This window comes from Frigoribacterium sp. PhB24 (assembly GCF_003755185.1).
Lineage (GTDB): Bacteria > Actinomycetota > Actinomycetes > Actinomycetales > Microbacteriaceae > Frigoribacterium.
This window is the reverse complement of record NZ_RKIC01000013.1, coordinates 113,042-129,120: the sequence shown is the minus strand read 5'-3', so window position 1 is coordinate 129,120 and position 16,079 is coordinate 113,042. Positions and strand designations below refer to the sequence as shown.

15 protein-coding genes are annotated in these 16,079 nt (G+C 70.3%); 11 read left to right on the top strand and 4 right to left on the bottom strand.

What is annotated here, in order from left to right; genetic code table 11:
* Nucleotides 1-84: 84 nt before the first annotated feature.
* The 4 genes from trxA to EDF50_RS12270 form a co-directional block, all read right to left on the bottom strand.
* Complete coding sequence (gene trxA / locus EDF50_RS12285) at nt 85-411, bottom strand: thioredoxin (RefSeq protein WP_043595317.1); 327 nt, start codon at nt 409-411, stop codon at nt 85-87.
* 47 nt (nt 412-458) lie between these two features.
* Nucleotides 459-1,451, bottom strand: coding sequence for a thioredoxin-disulfide reductase (gene trxB, locus EDF50_RS12280; protein WP_056260239.1), 993 nt, complete (start codon nt 1,449-1,451; stop codon nt 459-461).
* Between the two features lie 134 nt (nt 1,452-1,585).
* On the bottom strand, nt 1,586-3,250 hold the full coding sequence (murJ, locus tag EDF50_RS12275) for a murein biosynthesis integral membrane protein MurJ (protein ID WP_123519829.1): 1,665 nt from the start codon (nt 3,248-3,250) through the stop codon (nt 1,586-1,588).
* Nucleotides 3,247-5,496, bottom strand: coding sequence for a DUF6049 family protein (locus EDF50_RS12270; RefSeq protein ID WP_123519828.1), 2,250 nt, complete (start codon nt 5,494-5,496; stop codon nt 3,247-3,249). Before EDF50_RS12270 ends, murJ begins: the two co-directional genes overlap by 4 nt.
* Nucleotides 5,497-5,660: 164 nt before the next feature.
* Here EDF50_RS12270 and EDF50_RS12265 point away from each other — a divergent pair, with 164 nt between their 5' ends.
* The 11 genes from EDF50_RS12265 (at nt 5,661) to rbsD (ending at nt 15,549) form a co-directional block, all read left to right on the top strand.
* Nucleotides 5,661-7,100 carry a CCA tRNA nucleotidyltransferase gene (locus EDF50_RS12265; RefSeq protein ID WP_123519827.1) on the top strand — a complete coding sequence of 480 codons (1,440 nt, stop codon included), beginning with the start codon at nt 5,661-5,663 and terminating at the stop codon, nt 7,098-7,100.
* A 192-nt stretch (nt 7,101-7,292) separates the two neighbouring features.
* The gene (gene rpsF, locus EDF50_RS12260; RefSeq protein WP_054145729.1) at nt 7,293-7,691 is read left to right on the top strand and encodes a 30S ribosomal protein S6; all 399 of its coding nucleotides are present in this window, start codon (nt 7,293-7,295) and stop codon (nt 7,689-7,691) included.
* 4 nt (nt 7,692-7,695) lie between these two features.
* A complete protein-coding gene (locus EDF50_RS12255) occupies nt 7,696-8,271 on the top strand; it encodes a single-stranded DNA-binding protein (RefSeq protein WP_123519826.1) in 576 nt (191 codons plus the stop codon).
* Nucleotides 8,272-8,358: 87 nt separating this feature from the next.
* On the top strand, nt 8,359-8,619 hold the full coding sequence (rpsR, locus tag EDF50_RS12250) for a 30S ribosomal protein S18 (protein WP_043595327.1): 261 nt from the start codon (nt 8,359-8,361) through the stop codon (nt 8,617-8,619).
* 14 nt (nt 8,620-8,633) lie between these two features.
* Nucleotides 8,634-9,086, top strand: coding sequence for a 50S ribosomal protein L9 (rplI, locus tag EDF50_RS12245; RefSeq protein WP_043595329.1), 453 nt, complete (start codon nt 8,634-8,636; stop codon nt 9,084-9,086).
* Nucleotides 9,087-9,406: 320 nt separating this feature from the next.
* Nucleotides 9,407-10,504 carry a LacI family DNA-binding transcriptional regulator gene (locus EDF50_RS12240; RefSeq protein WP_123519825.1) on the top strand — a complete coding sequence of 366 codons (1,098 nt, stop codon included), beginning with the start codon at nt 9,407-9,409 and terminating at the stop codon, nt 10,502-10,504.
* 3 nt (nt 10,505-10,507) lie between these two features.
* On the top strand, nt 10,508-12,025 hold the full coding sequence (locus EDF50_RS12235; protein WP_123519824.1) for a sugar ABC transporter ATP-binding protein: 1,518 nt from the start codon (nt 10,508-10,510) through the stop codon (nt 12,023-12,025).
* Nucleotides 12,026-12,056: 31 nt separating this feature from the next.
* Complete coding sequence (locus EDF50_RS12230; RefSeq protein WP_043595333.1) at nt 12,057-13,028, top strand: ABC transporter permease; 972 nt, start codon at nt 12,057-12,059, stop codon at nt 13,026-13,028.
* Between the two features lie 195 nt (nt 13,029-13,223).
* Nucleotides 13,224-14,174 carry a substrate-binding domain-containing protein gene (locus EDF50_RS12225; protein ID WP_123519823.1) on the top strand — a complete coding sequence of 317 codons (951 nt, stop codon included), beginning with the start codon at nt 13,224-13,226 and terminating at the stop codon, nt 14,172-14,174.
* Nucleotides 14,171-15,169, top strand: a complete 999-nt coding sequence (locus tag EDF50_RS12220; protein ID WP_233570619.1) for a ribokinase — start codon at nt 14,171-14,173, stop codon at nt 15,167-15,169. The genes EDF50_RS12225 and EDF50_RS12220 overlap by 4 nt, the downstream gene beginning before the upstream one ends.
* Nucleotides 15,166-15,549 carry a D-ribose pyranase gene (gene rbsD / locus EDF50_RS12215; protein ID WP_123519822.1) on the top strand — a complete coding sequence of 128 codons (384 nt, stop codon included), beginning with the start codon at nt 15,166-15,168 and terminating at the stop codon, nt 15,547-15,549. Before EDF50_RS12220 ends, rbsD begins: the two co-directional genes overlap by 4 nt.
* Nucleotides 15,550-16,079 lie beyond the last annotated feature (530 nt).

The following is a 16,079-nucleotide window of genomic DNA, read 5'->3' as shown; positions in this document are numbered from 1 at the left end:
CAAGACTATGCCCGTCCGGGCCGGGGACGACGAGAGCCCGCCCAGCGTGTGCTGGGCGGGCTCTCGTCGTGGTGTCGGTGTCGACTACGCGATGAACTCCGCCAGGTCGGCCTCGAGGGCCGGCTTGGGCTTGGCGCCGATGACGGTCTTGACGACCTCGCCGCCGCGGTAGACCTTCATGGCCGGGATCGACGTGATCTGGTACTTCATGGCGGTCTGCGGGTTGTCGTCGACGTTGAGCTTGACGATCTCGATCTTGTCGCCGTGCTCTGCGGCGATCTGGTCGAGGATCGGCGACACGGCGCGGCACGGGCCGCACCACTCGGCCCAGAAGTCGACCAGGATCGTCTTGTCGGAGTTGAGGACGTCGGCCTCGAAGGACGCGTCGGTCACTGCTTTGGCGCTGCTCATGGTGTTCCTTTCGTCAGGGTGATCTGGTGGGGGTCGGGAGGCGCGGGTCAGGCGACCACGGACTCGGACGTCTCGACGCCCTCGGCCGATCCGACGGTCTGCTCGGCCAGGAAGGTCTGGTCGAGCGAGGCCAGGTAGTGCTCGACGTCGAGCGCCGCGACGGTGCCGGAGGCTGCGGCGGTGGCTGCCTGCCGGTAGGTGGCGTCGATCACGTCGCCCGCGGCGAACACGCCGGTCAGGTTGGTCTTCGAACTGCGGCCCTGCACGGCGATGGTGCCGTCCGAGGTCAGGTCGACCTGACCGTGCACCAAGTGGACGCGGGGGTCGTTGCCGATCGCGATGAACAGGCCGTCGAGGTCGAGGTCGCTCGTGCTGCCGTCGACCGTGTCGGTCAGCGTGACGCCGGTGGCCTTCTCGCCGCCGAGGATCGCCGTGACCTGCTTGTCGAAGAGGAACTCGATCTTGTCGTTGGCGTGCGCCCTGTCTTGCATGATCTTCGACGCGCGCAGGCTGCTCGAGCGGTGGATCACGTAGACCTTCGAGGCGAAGCGGGTGAGGAACGTCGCTTCTTCCATCGCGGAGTCACCGCCGCCGACGACGGCGATCGCCTTCTCCTTGAAGAAGAAGCCGTCACAGGTGGCGCACCAGCTGACGCCGCGGCCGCTCAGGCGCTCTTCGTCCGCGAGGCCGAGCTTGCGGTACGCGCTGCCCGTGGCGAAGATCACCGTGAGGCTCTCTTCGACGGTGCCGTTGCCGAGCGTGACCTTCTTCACGTCGCCGGTCAGGTCGACGGCGGTGACGTCGTCGAGAAGGACCTCGGCGCCGAACTTCTCGGCTTGCTCTTGCATTTTGAACATGAGCTCTGGGCCCTGGATGCCGTCGGGGAAGCCGGGGAAGTTCTCGACCTCGGTGGTCTTCATGAGCTCGCCGCCGGCCTCGACCGAGCTCGCGACGATGAGGGGGCGCAGACCGGCCCGGGCGGCGTAGATGCCGGCCGTGTAGCCGGCGGGGCCGGAACCGATGATGATGACCTGGCGCATGGGCACCTTCCTGGAGGAGAACTTCACGAGCGGGAAGACGACCCGCGAGCGGTGGCTCGGGCGGTCGGATCCCTCGATCGTCTGGTGGAACGCATCCTACCGACGGGGCATTCCCGCGGGCCTGGCAGGGGCGGTCAGCGGCGCAGGAGGCGCGAGACGGCGGGTGCCAGACGTGTCGTCACCGGCGTGGTCAGCACCCGCAGCTCGGGGATCCGTGCGAACCAGAGCAGCGCTCCGTAGACCAGCCCCATGACGGCACCGGCCACGACGACGGTCAGCACACCCGGTACGCGGCCCGACTGCGCGAAGCCGTCGGCCGAGAAACCGCCCAGGACGGTCACGACGACGAGGCCCACCGCGCCGGCGACGAGCGAGAAGACGAAGAACTGGACGTAGCGCCGCAGCACCCAGCGGCCGTCGATGCCGCCCAGGCGCTTCTTGACCACCCAGAGCGCGACGACGGCCTGGCTCGAGCCCGCGATCGACGTCGTGATGGCGATGGCCATCGCGATGTGCTCCGGGGCCACCACCGCGGCCGAGACCGCCACGCCCGCGACGAAGATGCCCGACTGGACGAGCTGGAGGAAGAACGGCGTGCGCTGGTCGTGCATCGAGTAGAACACCCGCTGCACGATGAAGAGCACGCTGAACAGGACGAGACCGGGCATGTAGCCGAGGATCACCTCGGCCGTGCGGGTCGACCCGGCGAAGTCGACCTCGAAGAACCGGGCGAACGGGTAGGCCACGACGCACATGGCGACGGCCGCGAACACCATGAACATGCCGATGGCCCGGAGGGACTGCGACATGTCGGCGCGGACGGCCCGCAGGTCGCCCCGCGAGGCGTGGCCGCTCATGCGCGTGAAGTACGCGGTGCCGATCGACACGGCGATGATGCCGTGCGGCAGCATGAAGAGCAGCCAGGCGTTCGCGAGCACCGCGTTCGAGGCACCCACCTCGCTGCCCAGGGTGGCGACTCGGCTCTGCACCAGCCCCGCCAGCTGGGTGACGAGGACCATGCCGAACAGCCAGCCGGCCGCCTTGCCCGTGGCACCGAGGCCGACGCCGCGCCACCGGAAGTCGGGGCGGAAGCCGAGGCCGGCACGGCGCCAGAACAGGAGCAGGAACGCCGCCTGAGCCAGGACGCCCAGGGTGGCCGTGGCCGCGATGACGAAGATGCGATCACCGGTCCAGACGTCGACCGCGGAGTTCTCGACGGCCCCGCCGAACATCACCATGAAGACGACGAGGCCGGCGATGGCCACGACGTTGTTGAGCACCGGTGCCCAGGTGAACGGCCCGAACACCTGCCGGGCATTGAGCACCTCGCTCAGCAGCGAGTACATGGCGTAGAAGAAGATCTGCGGCAGGCACCAGTAGGCGAAGGCGGTCGCCAGGGCGAGCTGGTCCGAGGTGAACCCCGCCCCACCGTCCGAGCTCTGCTGGGCGTAGAGCCGGACGAGCACGGGGGCGAGCAGCGTGCCGGCCAGGCCGACGGCCGCGAAGACGATCGTGCCCAGGGTCACGATCTTGTTGACGAACCGCTGCCCTCCGTCGTCGGATGTCGCCGCCCGCACGATCTGCGGCACGAGCACGGCACTGAGCAGGCCACCCGCGATCAGCGCGTAGATGTTGTTCGGCAGCTGGTTGGCGAGGGCGAACGAGTCGGCCGCCCGACTGGCCGATTGCCCGATCGCGGCGGCCAGCACGGCCGCCTTCACGAAGCCGAGGACGCGCGAGACCATCGTCCCGGACGCGAGGAGGATGCTGGCGCGACCGAGACCGCCCTGGTTGCTCACATGGACTCCTGGACGGGCGGCGGGTCGGCCGCATCGGATGACGGGCCGCCGCGGGAGGACAGGGCTTCGTCGCGCACGCGGCGGCGCTTGCGGAAGGTGCGGTAGAGGCCACCCACGAACAGGGCGGCGAAGGCGACGCCGAAGATCCAGGTGATGGCGGTCTCCCACCCGGCCTGCACCGAGAGGGGGATGTCGACCGGGGTCGCGATCGCCACGCCCGAGAGGCTCACCAGCTGGAGTTGCACCGAGACCGTCCCGTTGGCGACGGACTGCACGGGCACGCTGACCCGCGTCTGGGACTGCGGCTGGATCGTCACCTCGATGGGGCTGCGCTCGATCGAGAGGATGGAGTTCGAGGGCGTCAGGTTCAACGACACCGTCGCGACCGAGTCGGTTTTGTTCTCGAGGTAGAGGGGGAGGGCCGAGCGGTCGCCGAGGATCGAGATCGGCGAGCCCTGGACGACGGCCACGAGACCCGACGTCGCGGTCGCGTCGGCCACGGCCGAGGCGACCTCGGTGGGGAAGCCGTCGACGTTGTCACGCCAGGCGTGCGAGGCCAGGGCCATCGTGCGCAGTCGGGCCGACTCGGTGACGAGCTGTGGCTCGGCGAGGGCGGTCGAGAAGTCGACGACCCTCTCGTCGGCGGCCACCAGGTCACGCAACCGGTCGAGACGGGCATCGCTCTCTGGACGGTCCACGACGGTCGCCGTCGACGGGGTGCTCGCCAGCACGTCGGTCAGCGTGGCGCCGCTGACCCAGGGCAGGCCGTCGACGGCCTGGAGCGTCCGTGTGAGGAACTGCCCGGTCGACGGCCACTCGCGCTCGAGCGAGGTCAACACGGTGCGGGCGTCGCTCGGTCGTTCGTAGGCGACGGTCGCGACGGTGGCGGAGAGCCGGGCCATCGTGGCCTGCCACTCGGCGAGGGTCGTCGCCTCGGCCGCCTGGGTGACGAGGACCGACAGCGGGTCGTCCGAGACGACGGCCGCGACGCCACCGACCGTCACCGCGGAGTTCTCGGTCGAGTCGCCGTCGACGTCCACGTTGCCGCTCGAGAGGATGGTCGACGTGTAGGGGCCGGCGGCGAACGCCGTCAGGTCGGCGGACACGACGGACGACTCCCGCGGCCAGACGACGTCGCGCTGCGTCCACGGGAAGTCCAACAGCTGCGCGGTCGTCGGCAGAACCACCCCGTCGGCCGGCGTCCCGGAGGGCGTGGGCTCGTCGGTCGGCGCGTCCGTGGCCCCGTCGGTGGGGAGGGCCGTGGGGTCGGAGCCGGCGACGCCCGTGCCCGGACCGCCACTCGCCCCCGGTGTCGGGTCGGTCGGTGCCTCGGTGGGTGCGTCGGTGGCCGCCGGCATGCCCTCGAAGCGATCGGGTTCGACCAGCGTGTCGAGCGAGGTCACCGCGGGGACGGTCGTCGCGCCGGCCTGTCGGAGCCCGGCGAGGTCGGCGTCGGCGTACGCCAGGGGGAACATGTCGTTCGGCAGGGCCTGCAATTCGGCGAGCCAGTCGACGGCCGACTGCGGGGCCTCGGTGCCGAGCAGGCGGATCGACGCGACGATCATCGGGTCGACGCCAAGGGTCGCCCCCGTGCCGGCCACGGCGTCGAGCTCGCGGCGCAGCACCCCGCCGTCCGAGGTGTAGGCGGCCAGGGCGGAGGCGTCGAGGACGCCCGTCTCGCTCTCGGGCGTCGTGATCGGCACGGCGACCGCGACGCGGGTCGGCTGGAAGCTGTCGGCGGGGTACCAGACCACGCTGCTGCGGGTCTGAGCCACCTGGCTGCCCGACGCGTCGAGCACGCGGGCCCCGAGGGCTCGCGCACCGAAGGCGCGACCGGTCAGGCCCAGGCGATCGGCGGGGACCACGACGGTGTCGAGGGCGACGGACGACCCGGCGGGCACCGCCGGCACGTCGACCTCGACGAGCTGCCGCCCGAGGTAGTCGTCGCCCGAGACGTCGTCGGGGTCGAGCCACGACGCGAGCTTGGTCCGCGTGGTGAACGGTTCTCGGTCGAGGTAGACCCGGGCCGTGGTCGCCGCGAGGTCGGCGTCGGCGTCGTTCGTCACCGTGACGCCGAGGGTGAGGTCGTCGTCGGGTCGCAGCACGCCGTCGGAGGCCGGCTCGACGGTCATCGTGACACCGTCGCCCGAGGGGGCGGACGCCGCCCGTGCCGCCGTCGCCGGCAGACCCGCCGACACGACGAACACCGCCAACAGGGCGGCGATCAGGGCGAAGAAGAGTCTCATAGGCGTCAGGTGTCGACGGCGACAGGGGCCGTTCGAGCATGCCGAGTCTAGGCAACGCCGACCAAGAAGCAGCGGCGAAGCGCCTGCGAGGTGGGCGGACGGGGTCGCGAGGCGCCGTCGGGGACTCAGCCCGCGCCTCCTCGGCTGTGGCAAGCTGTTTCGTCATGGACAGCGTCGCACGGGCCCTGCAGCGACTGGACGATCTGGCCGCCACCCCCCGCATCGAGAAGCTCGCCGCCGCGTTCGCCGCGGCAGGTCACGAGTTGGCCCTCGTCGGCGGCCCCGTGCGTGACGCCTTCATCGGTCGCCCGGTCAACGACCTCGACTTCACGACCGACGCCGACCCCGACGAGATCCTGGCGATCGTCGTGCCGCTGGCCGAGGCGCACTGGGACGTCGGCCGCGCGTTCGGCACCATCGCCGCCCGCGTCGACGGCGAGACCGTCGAGATCACCACGTACCGCAGCGACGTCTACGACGGCGAGACCCGCAAGCCCGTCGTCGAGTTCGGCGACACCCTCGAGGGCGACCTCGTCCGTCGGGACTTCACCGTCAACTCGATGGCGCTGCGCCTGCCCGAGCGCGTGCTCGTCGACCCGTCCGGCGGTGTCGACGACCTGCTGCGGGCGCGACTCGCCACCCCGGGCACCGCGGTCGACTCGTTCCGTGACGACCCCCTCCGCATGATGCGGGCCGCACGGTTCACGGCCCAGCTCGGCTTCACCGTGTCCGACGAGGTGCGCGACGCGATGACGGCGCGGGCCGAGACCCTGTCGATCGTCTCGGTCGAGCGGGTCGCCGACGAGCTGACGAAGTTGCTCAAGACCGAAACCCCCCGAGACGGTGTCCGGCTGCTGGTCGACACCGGTCTGGCCGACCACGTCATGCCCGAGCTCGCCGCCATGCGCCTCGAGGTCGACGAGCACCACCACCACAAGGACGTCTACGAGCACAGCCTCACCGTGCTCGACCAGGCCATCGGCTACGAGCGCGAGCGCCACCCGGGCGACGCCCCCGACCTCACCCTGCGCCTCGCGGCCCTGCTGCACGACTGCGGCAAGCCCGCCACGCGTCGTCTCGAGCCGGGCGGGGTCGTCACCTTCCACCACCACGACGTCGTCGGCGCCAAGCTCGCCAAGAAGCGGCTGAAGGCGCTGCGCTTCGACAACGACACCATCGCCGCCGTGTACCGCCTGATCGAGCTGCACCTCCGCTTCTTCGGCTACACCGAGGGCGCCTGGACCGATTCGGCCGTCCGCCGGTACGTCCGCGACGCCGGTGACCAGCTCGAGCGGTTGCACATGCTGACCCGCGCCGACGTCACGACGCGCAACCGGCGCAAGGCCGACCGGCTCGGCTTCGCCTACGACGACCTCGAGGCCCGCATCGCCGAGCTGCGCGAACGGGAAGAGCTCGACTCGCTGCGGCCCGACCTGAACGGCGACGAGATCCAACGCGTGCTCGCCATCGGCCCGAGCCGCGAGGTCGGCGAGGCCTACCGTTTCCTGCTCGAGTTGCGCACCGACGAGGGGCCGCTCGGGGCCGAGGTCGCCACCGAGCGGCTGCTCGCCTGGTGGAACGCACGCGAGGGTGCCGGCGCGTAACCCGTCCTGCGGGTGTCGTCCCGCGCCTCCTCGGCTCTGCACGGCCGGTGGCCGCTGCGGCGGCATTGATTCAGGAGGCGCGCTCGGCTACGCTGGGAAGGTTGCGTCTGCCTCACGGCCGGCGCCGCGACATGAATACCCTCCTGTCACAGACCGTCTGTGACCGTTAAGTCCGAAGGAGGTGGGTTAGTCATGCACCAGTACGAACTGATGGTCATCCTGGACCCCGAGATCGATGAGCGCACCGTCGCCCCGAGCTTGGACAAGTTCCTCAACGTCATCCGCAACGATGGCGGAACGATCGACAACGTGGACATCTGGGGACGTCGTCGCCTGGCCTACGAGATCAACAAGAAGACCGAGGGCATCTACGCCGTCGTCAACCTGACCTCGAACTCGGCCGCCACGGTCGAGCTCGACCGCCAGCTGGGTCTCTCCGAGGCCGTGCTGCGTACCAAGGTCCTGCGTGCCGAAGAGGCGATCGCCATGGTCGCCGCCGCCAAGAAGGTCAGCGACGAGAAGGCCGCCCGCAAGGCCGCCAACGCCGCCGCCGCTCCGGCTGCTCCCGCCGCCGAGAAGGCCGCCGAGTAGTCCGATGGCAGGCGAGACCGTCATCACAGTGGTGGGAAACCTCACCAGTGACCCCGAGCTGCGGTACACGCAGAACGGGCTCGCGGTCGCGAACTTCACCATCGCGTCGACCCCCCGCACGTTCGACCGCGCGTCGAACGAGTGGAAGGACGGCGAGGCGCTCTTCCTCCGTGCCAGCGTGTGGCGCGAGTTCGGCGAGCACGTGGCCAGCAGCCTCACCAAGGGCAGCCGGGTCATCGCTCAGGGCCGGCTCAAGCAGCGCTCGTACGAGACCAAAGAGGGCGAGAAGCGCACCAGCATGGAGCTCGAGATCGACGAGATCGGCCCTTCGCTGCGTTACGCGACCGCTCAGGTGACCCGCGCCTCCTCGTCCCGCGACGGTGCTGCCGGTGGTGGCTCCTTCGGGGGCGGTAACGGCGGCGGCAACCGTGGTGGCCAGCCGGCCCAGGTCGGCGGCGGTCAGGCGCAAGAGCCGTGGGGTCAGCCCGCCGGCGGCCAGCAGGGTGGCAACACCTCTGGTGGCGACGTGTGGAACACCCCCGGTGGCAACGGCACCTACAACGACGAGACGCCCTTCTAAGGCCCAGTGCCCTTCTAGGGTTCAGTGCCCTTCGAGGCGTCGTCGTTCCCCTTCAAGTACTTCTTCATTCATCGAAAGTAGAAACCAATGGCTGGAAAGAGCAGCGGCGACCGCCGCAAGCCCCTCCGCGGCAAGGGCGGCAAGAACGCCGCTCCCGCGAAGTCGATCCGCGTCGGTGTCATCGACTACAAAGACGTCGCGACCCTTCGCAAGTTCATCTCGGAGCGTGGAAAGATCCGCGCCCGTCGCATCACCGGCGTCTCCGTCCAGGAGCAGCGCCTCATCGCCCGTGCCGTGAAGAACGCCCGTGAGATGGCGCTCCTCCCCTACGCCGGCTCCGGCCGCTGATCGGAAGGACCACCATGTCGAAGGTAATCCTGACCCACGAGGTCTCCGGCCTCGGTTCCGCCGGTGACGTCGTCGACGTCAAGAACGGCTACGCCCGCAACTACCTGGTGCCTCAGGGCTTCGCCGTGGCGTGGAGCCGCGGTGGCGAGAAGCAGGTCGCTCAGATCCGTACGGCTCGCGAGACCCGCGAGCTCAAGACGATCGAAGAGGCCCACGACCTCAAGCAGCGCCTCGAGGCCCAGAAGATCCGCCTCACGGTGAAGACCGGTGCCGACGGCCGTCTGTTCGGCTCGGTCCGTCCGGCCGACGTCGCCGACGCCGTGACCGCCCAGGGCGTCGCGACGATCGACAAGCGCAAGGTCGAGATCCCCACGACCATCAAGGTGACGGGTGAGCACGAAGCCACCCTCCGCCTGCGCGAGGACGTCATCGCGACGATCACGCTGACGGTCGTCTCGGCCAAGTAGCACCTCGGCGCTTCGGCGCCTGCCGTACGCGAGAGCGGCGGTCCCCCCCGGGGGGGCCGCCGCTCTCGTGCGTGCCGGGAGGGCGGGTCGCGATGAACCCCGTTCCGGACAATGAACCCCGTTGCAACGGGGTTCATGGGTTGGGCTGGCAGGCGGGGGACGAGGAGGCGCGGGAAGGCTGGGGCGGGGACCGCGCCTCCTCGGGGCTTCGCGTTGACAGGGTGGGGCCGGTCGTCTACTGTCGTGGAATCGGTTCCATGGAATCGATTCCACGTGCAGATACGACCTGCGACCAGCACCACTACGACGAGGTAGAGCCGATGAACACCGTGACGATCAGGGACGTGGCGCAGCGCGCCGGCGTCTCGGCCGCGACGGCATCACGGGTGCTGTCGGGCAACCCCGCCACGTCGCCCGAGGCCCGGGCCCAGGTCGAACGAGCCGCTCGCGACCTCGACTTCCGTCCGAACGCCCAGGCGCGGGCGCTGCGCTCGACCCGCTCCGACACCGTCGGCCTGCTCGTCTCCGACGTCCGCAACCCGTTCTTCGCCGACCTCGCCCACACCATCGAGCAGTCGCTGCTCGAACTCGGCTACGTCACCTTGCTCGGCAACGCCAACGAGAACCGTGAGCAGCAGGACCGCTACCTCGACACCCTCATCTCACGCCGTGTCGACGGAGTCATCGTCGCCCCGCAAGGGACCGACTCGGCCAGCATCGACTCGCTGCTCGCGCGCGAGGTGCCGACCGTGTTCGTCGACCGCACGATCCCGGGCGTCGACGTCCCGAGCGTGACGACCGACAGCCGCCCCGGCATCCGGGCCGCCGTGCAGCACCTGGTCGACCTCGGCCACGAGCGCGTCGGGTACGTCGCCGGGCCGCAGAGCGTGTCCACCGGGCGCGAGCGGCTCGAGGCGTGGACGGCCGCGGCCGCCGAGCTGGGCCTCAGCACCGACCCCGACCTGGTCTACGTCGGCGACTTCCAGTCCGCCAGCGGGTCGGCCGCCGTGCACGCCCTGTTCGAGCTCGACGAGCCGCCGACCGCGCTGCTCGCGGCCGACAGCCTCATGGCCGTCGGAGCCATCGCCATGCTCAACCGGCTGGGCAAGCGCATGGGCGCCGACGTCTCGGTCATCGCCTTCGACGACATCGAGTGGTTCTCGCTGCTCGACCCGGCGCTCACCGTCATCTCGCACAGCGTCGAGGAGATGGGCCGCATCGCCGTGCAGCTGCTGCACGAGGTCATCGACGGGTTCACCCCCGAATCGGTCGTGCTGCCCAGCGAACTGATCGTGCGCGAGTCGACGAGCCGCGCCTCCGGGGGCGACGCGACCCGCGCCTCCTCGTCCCCGACAGACCCGACGCACCCGACGCACCCGACGCACCCCACCCGACCCCGACCCCTCGGCAGGAACTGACCCATGCCCCATTCGATCGACGACGATCGTCCCCTGCTCACGCTCGAGAACGTCAGCAAGTCGTTCGGCCCCGTGCGGGTCATCGACGACGTCACCGTGCACGTCCGGCCCGGCCGCGTGCAGGTGCTGCTCGGCGAGAACGGCGCCGGCAAGTCCACCCTGATCAAGATGATGTCGGGCGTGTACCAGCCCGACGCCGGCCGTGTGTTGGTCGACGGCGAGGCCGTCCACCTGCCGAACACGCACGCCGCCGAGAAGCTCGGTATCGCGACGATCCACCAAGAGCTGAACCTCGTCGCCTCGCTCAGTGTCGCCGAGAACGTGATGATGGGGCGGTTCCCGACGCGGTTCGGCCTCGTCGACCGCAAAGAGCTCAAGAAGCGCGCCCGTGCGGCCCTCGACCTGATCGGTCTCGACGTCGACGTCGACCAGAAAGTCGGCGAGCTCGGCATCGCCCGCCAGCAGCTGGTCGAGATCGCGAAGGCGCTGAGCATCGACGCGCGCATCCTGATCCTCGACGAGCCGACCGCGGCGCTGACCCGGCACGAGACCGAGATCCTCTTCCGCGTCGTCGAGCAGCTGCGCGCCCGCGGCGTCGGCATGCTGTTCATCAGCCACCACCTCGACGAGATCGCCGAGATCGGCGACACCGTGGCCGTACTGCGTGACGGCGCGTTCGTCGCCGAGGTGCCCGCGTCGACCGGCGAGGACGAGCTCGTCCGCCTGATGGTCGGACGCGACATCGAGCACCAGTACCCGCGCACCCCCGGCAGCGAGAGCGACTCCCCCGTCGTGCTCGAGGTGCGGGGCCTGACGGGGTCAGTCTTCCGCGACGTGTCGTTCGAGGTGCGGGCGGGCGAGGTGCTCGGCATCGCCGGCCTCGTCGGCGCCGGTCGCACCGAGGTCGTCCGTGCGATCGCCGGGGTCGACAAGTACGACTCGGGCTCCGTGACCGTGCGCGGAAAGCGCCTGAAGAAGGGCGACGTCGCCGGGGCCATCGCCGCGGGTGTCGGCCACGTTCCCGAGGACCGCAAGGCGCAGGGGCTCGTGCTGGGCGCCTCCGTCAACGACAACCTCGGCTACGCGACGCTCGCCAGCAGCGCCAAGGCCGGCCTGGTCGACTTCGCCGGTCAGCGCGCCAAGGCCGACGAGGTCGCCTCGACCCTGCGGATCCGCATGCGCGACATCGATCAAGAGATCGGCTCGCTGTCGGGCGGCAACCAGCAGAAGGCCGTGTTCGGCCGCTGGATCATCGCCGGTTCGTCGGTGCTGCTGCTCGACGAGCCGACCCGCGGCGTCGACGTCGGCGCGAAGGTCGAGATCTACGAGCTGGTGAACCGCATCACCGACGCAGGAGGCGCGGTCGTGATGGTCAGCAGCGAACTGCCCGAGGTGATGGGCATGAGCGACCGCATCCTCGTGATGCGCGACGGAGTCGTCGCGGGCGAGGTCGCCGCGGCCGACGCCACCCAAGACACGCTGATGACGCTCGCGGCACGCGACGTCGTCGAGACGAACTGACCCGAGAAGCACGGACCCGAGGACGACACCCATGACCACCACCACCGTGAAGGCGCAGCGACGCTCCTTCGACATCAAGACCTTCCTGGCCGCGAACGGGGCCCTCGTCGGGCTCGTCGTGCTGTGCCTGGCGCTGTTCATCGCGACCCCGGACTTCCTGACCGGCCGCAACCTGCTCAACATCGGCATCCAGGTGTCGACCGTCGCCGTGCTGGCGTTCGGCATGACCTTCGTCATCGTCGCCGGCGGCATCGACCTCTCGGTCGGCTCGGTCGCCGCCCTGTCGGCGATGGTCTCGGGCTGGTTCTTCGCCACGGCGGGGCTGCCCGGCGGCCTGGCGCTCGCGCTCGGGCTCGGCACGGGCCTCGTGGCCGGCCTGGTCAACGGGTTCGCCAGCGCGTACGGCAAGCTGCCGTCGTTCATCGCGACGCTCGCCATGCTGAGCGTGGCACGCGGCCTGACCCTGGTCGTCTCGGACGGTCGCCCGATCGCGACTCCCCCGGCCGTGTCGTTCCTCGGCGGCAACATCGGGCCGGTGCCCGTGCCGATCATCGTGCTCGTGCTGGCCGCGATCGTCGCGTCGTTCATCCTCAACCGCACCGTCATCGGCCGCTCGATGTACGCCGTCGGCGGTAACGCCGAGGCCGCGCGCCTCTCGGGCCTGCCGGTCAAGCGCATCGTCGTCACGGTCTTCGGCCTGGCCGGCCTGTTCGCGGCCCTCGCCGGCCTGCTGCTCGCCGGGCGCCTCGACTCGGCCCAGCCGCAGGCGGCCTCGGGCTACGAGCTCGACGCCATCGCCGCGGTCGTCATCGGCGGCGCGAGCCTGGCCGGCGGCGTCGGCCGCATCTCGGGCACCATCATCGGCGCCCTCGTGCTCGTCGTCATCCGCAACGGCCTCAACCTGCTGAACGTCACGTCGTTCTGGCAGCAGGTCGTCATCGGCCTCGTCATCGCCCTCGCCGTGGGCGTCGACGTGCTGCGCCGCAAGACGCGCAGCAGCTAGGTCGCACCGACAGCCTCCGAGCCGAGGAGGCGCGGTGCGGCCCGGACGGGCGGCGTCGCGTCTCAGCGGAGCGGCGGCAGCTGCGGGGCCCGGCCCTGGGGCTGCAGCGCAGCCCAGGCGACGGGCCTCAGCCGGCCGACCCGCGCCTCCTTGTTTTTCTGAACACCCACCCCAACCCAACCCGAAGGACACACGATGAAGTTGACCTCGTTCCGCAAGGCCGCCACCGTCACGGCGATCGCCGCCCTGGTCGCGACCGGCACCGCCGGCTGCAACCGCACCCCCGCCGGAGAGGCGGACCGCCCCACGGTGGTCCTGTCGCTCAGCACCCTGAACAACCCGTTCTTCGTCGAGCTGCGTGACGGCGCGACCGCCGAGGCGAAGAAGCAGAACGTCGACCTCGAGATCGTCGACGCCCAGAACGACTCGGCCACCCAGGCCAACCAGCTGGCGACCGCGGCCTCGACCGCCGACGCCGTCATCTTGAACGCCGTGGACAGCGACGCTGCCGGCCCCGCCGCCAAGGCGCTCAACCAGGCCGACGTGCCGATCGTCGCCGTCGACCGCGCGGTCAACGGTGCCGACGTCGCGTCGTTCGTCGCGAGCGACAACGTCGCCGGTGGCGAGCAGGCCGCCAAGGCCCTCGCCGAGGCGATCGGCGAGCAGGGCGAGGTCATCGTCCTGCAGGGCGTCGCGGGCACCTCGGCCAGCCGCGACCGCGGTGAGGGCTTCACCAAGGGCATCGCCGCGTACCCGAACATCACCGTCGTCGCGCAGCAGACCGCGAACTTCGACCGCGCCACCGCGCTCGACGTGACCACCAACCTGCTGCAGGCGCACCCGAATGCCGTGGGCGTCTTCGCCGAGAACGACGAGATGGGCCTCGGAGCGATCCAGGCGCTCGGCTCGCGCGCCGGCACCGACGTCAAGGTCGCGGCGTTCGACGGCACCGAGGACGGCCTCAAGGCCATCGAGGCGGGCACGCTCTCGAGCACCATCGCGCAGCAGCCCGCCGAGCTCGGCGCCCTCGCGGTCGACCAGGCGGTCAAGGCCGTCAAGGGCGGCAGCGGCGACGACGGCCCCTCGGACCAGGCCGTCGAGGTCATCACCGTCACGAAGGAGAACGTGGGTGACTTCACCGAATGAGTGGTTCTGAATCGCAGGGCGCCGGCGGGGTCGGCATGACCGGCACGGTCGTCGTGGTCGGGTCGATCAACGTCGACCAGGTCGTGACCGTCGATCGCCTACCCCTGCCCGGCGAGACGCTGATCGGCTCGTCGATGACCCTCTCCCCCGGCGGCAAGGGCGCGAACCAGGCCGTCGCGGCGGCTCGTCGCGGCGCCCGCACCGTGATGATCGGTGCGGTCGGCGACGACGGACGTGCCGACGACGCCCTGCCCTACCTCCGCTCGAGCGGTGTCGACGTCAGCGGCGTCGACACCGTGCCCGGGCCCACCGGCCTGGCGATCGTCAGCGTCGGAGGCGACAGCGAGAACACGATCGTCGTCGTCCCCGGGGCCAACGGTGCGGTCTCGGCGTCGTTCGTCGACGGGCATGCGGATGTGCTGGCCGACGCGGCGGTGGTCGTCCTGCAGGGAGAGATCCCCGTGGACGGCATCGCCGCCGCCGTGCAGCACACCGGAGGGCGCGTGGTGTTCAACCTCGCCCCGGTGATCGACGTGCCGGCGGACGTGGTGAAGGCCGCGGATCCGCTGGTCGTCAACGAGCACGAGGGGCGGCTGCTGCTGGCCGCGTGGGGCGCTGGCTCGGCTGCGGGCGCGGCTTCGGACGGATCGGACGAGGAGGCGCGGGTCGACGACGAGTCGGTCGTCGCCTCCCTGCGCGCCCAGGGAGTCACCTCGGTCGTCATGACCCGCGGTGCCGCCGGGGCGATCGTGTCGGACGCGTCGGGCACCGTGCTCGTCGCCTCGCCTCGCGTCGCGGCCGTCGACTCGTCCGGGGCAGGTGACGCCTTCGTCGGCGCCCTCGCCGCCGGGCTGGCCGCGGGTTCGTCACTGCTCGAGGCCGCTCGGGACGCCGTGCGCGTCGGGGCGTACTCGGTGACGGGTGTGGGGACGCAGGCGTCGTACCCGACGCTCGACGACGAGCTGCCGGCGGCTTCTGCGGGGGTGACCTCGTGAAGCGCGGAGGCCTCCTCAACGCCCAGCTGAACCACGCCGTCAGCGGACTCGGCCACGGAGACCTCGTCGTCGTCGCCGACTGCGGACTCCCCCTCCCCCCTGGAGTCCCGGTGGTCGACCTCGCCGTCGTCCACGGCCTGCCCGCCTTCGCCGACGTGCTGGACGCACTGACGGCCGACGTGGTGTTCGAGGCCTGCACGGCCGCCGACGAGAGCCAGGGCCGCGAGGCCGGCGGCTGGATCACGTCCCGCTTCGACGAGGTGGCCTACGTGTCGCACGACGAGCTCAAGCGGCTGTCGGGTGGGGCGCGCCTCCTCGTCCGGACGGGTGAGGCGACCCCGTACGCCAACGTCGTGCTGCGCTGCGGCGTCCCCTTCTGAGCACCTGCTCCCCTGAACCACGACGGGGACGATGAACCACCCTCCGGCGTGGTGCATCGTCCCCGTCGTGGTTCTTCGTCGTCCGAGACCGACAGGAGGCGCGGTGCCGGACCCCGATACCGCCCTGACCAGGCTCTTCCCAGGGCCCGCCTTCGGGGGGTTACCAGAAGCTGAACACTGGCTGCGTCGGTATCGGTTCTCGTGCCCCGAAGTCAAATCCCTTGTGCACAGGCGGATGTCAAATCGGATGTCTCAACCCCCGGTTTAGACAATTTTCTCCACACAGGTGTGGAATCGCGAAAGCCCAGGTCACAGGCCCTTAATGTGACTGAAGTATCTCTTTGTCCACAGCGTGATCCACAGTTCTCCCCAGGGTTGTCCGGCGTTGCTCACCGGTTCTCCCCAGAGTTATCCACAGGTGCATTTGCTGTGGAGAACTCGGTGTCCATAAGGTGTACCCGCGCTCATCAGGGGTGGGTCACGGTGGTTCGGCAAGGGGATGTCGGGGGTCTGTCGTAGAACTGCCTTGA